This window comes from Inquilinus sp. (assembly GCF_057815775.1).
In genome coordinates, this window is the sequence record NZ_JBYRFX010000679.1 from 1 (window position 1) to 1612 (window position 1612).

At 67.5% G+C, this 1612-nt stretch carries 1 protein-coding gene and 2 pseudogenes; 1 reads left to right on the top strand and 2 read right to left on the bottom strand.

What is annotated here, in order from left to right; genetic code table 11:
* The coding region (locus tag AC3XYG_RS23565) for a patatin-like phospholipase family protein (RefSeq protein WP_489142304.1) at nt 1-573 on the bottom strand (573 nt) is incomplete at its 3' end.
* 193 nt (nt 574-766) lie between these two features.
* Between AC3XYG_RS23565 and AC3XYG_RS23570 the strand changes: the two are divergent.
* Nucleotides 767-1366: pseudogene (locus AC3XYG_RS23570) on the top strand (acetoacetate decarboxylase); the annotation flags it as partial.
* A gap of 27 nt (nt 1367-1393) precedes the next feature.
* On the opposite strand, the pseudogene AC3XYG_RS23575 reads toward AC3XYG_RS23570, so the two are convergent.
* Nucleotides 1394-1600 (bottom strand): annotated as a pseudogene (locus tag AC3XYG_RS23575) (acetoacetate decarboxylase family protein); the annotation flags it as partial.
* Nucleotides 1601-1612 lie beyond the last annotated feature (12 nt).

Consider the following 1612-nt stretch of genomic DNA (forward strand, 5'->3'; position numbering starts at 1 on the left):
CTCCTCCTCGGCGCTGTCGAAATAGATGAAGTTGCCGGTCAGCACGTTGACCGCGCCGACCGCGAAGCGCACCGGGCCGCCGTTGATCCGGTCGAAATCGACCAGCTCCAGCAGGGTCTCGCGCAGCGCCGCGGTGTCGTAATAGCTGGTCGCGCTCTTGGCCCCGGCATGGCTCAGCCAAGGGCTGGTGCCGTGCGGCGAGAAGAAGCCGGGCTGGCCCTGCAGCATGGTCATCCATGAGCTGGTGGCGTTGCGCATCTGGCGGAAGATGTCGCCATCCGGGGTGTAGGCCCAGATCCGGCGGTCGGTGATCCGCTCCCAGAACACGCGCAGCCGCTCCAGCCGCCGCTCCGGCGGGTTGCCGGCGATGATGGCGGCGTTGATCGCGCCGATCGACACGCCCGACACCCAGTCCGGCTCGATCCCGGCCTCGTGCAACGCCTGGTACACGCCGGCCTGGTAGGCGCCGAGGGCGCCGCCGCCCTGCAGCACCAGGGCAACGCGGTCGCAGCGGTCGGGCCGCCAGCCGGCGGAAGCGGTGTCGCGCTCTGAAACTGGGCTCTTCGCATCCATGGCCGGCCGGTCTCCTGCTTGGGGAGCGCACGATAGGCCGGGATGGATGACGGTCTGATGACGCGGTGGCGGCCGGAATCGCGGGCCGCAGCGATGTCACATCTCTGTCGAAAGACTGTCGCGGGAGTTTCAGCGCTTGCTGGCTATGACGGTCGCGGCCCGCATCGCGGCCGTCCGGCAAAGGGTTGAGGTCATGCGCAGGGAAGATGTACTCCGGCTCCCGTCGATGCCGGCCGCCGGGCCGAGCTATCCGGCCGGGCCGTACCGGTTCGTCGACCGGGAATACATGATCATCACCTACGAGACCGACCCGCAGGTGATCCGCGACCAGCTGCCCGAGCCGCTGGAGCCGGTGGAGCGGCCGATTGTGCATTACGAGTGGATCCGGATGCCCGACAGCTCCGGCTTCGGCAGCTACACCGAATCCGGCATGGTCATCCCGTGCCGCTTCCGCGGCGAGGAGATGAGCTTCGTCGCCCAGATGTACCTGGACGACGATCCGCCGATCGCCGCCGGCCGCGAGATCTGGGGCTTCCCCAAGAAATACGCCCATCCCAAGCTGCAGATCGTCAAGGACACGCTGACCGGCACCCTGTCCTATGCCGACCAGCTCGTGGCCATGGGCACCATGGGCTACAAGCACGAGAGCATGGCCGGCAACGGCCATCGGACGATGGCGACGCTGTCGAAGACCCAGGTCAACCTGAAGCTGATCCCGGGCGTCGACGGCCGGCCGGAGATCTGCCAGCTGGTCGCCTACAACCTGGTCGACATCACGCCGAAGGGGTCCTGGATCGGGCCGGCCGTCGACGCCGGGGATCAGCTTCAGATTGACCTGGGTGCGCGACAGCGTCGCCATCGTCCGCTGGCCGTTGCCGGCCATGCTTTCGTGCTTGTAGCCCATGGTGCCCATGGCGACGAGCTGGTCGGCATAGGACAAGGTGCCGGTCAGTGTGTCCTTGACGATCGCCAGCTTCGGATGGGCGTATTTCTTGGGAAAGCCCCAGATCTCGCGGCCGGCGGCGATCGGCGGGTCGTC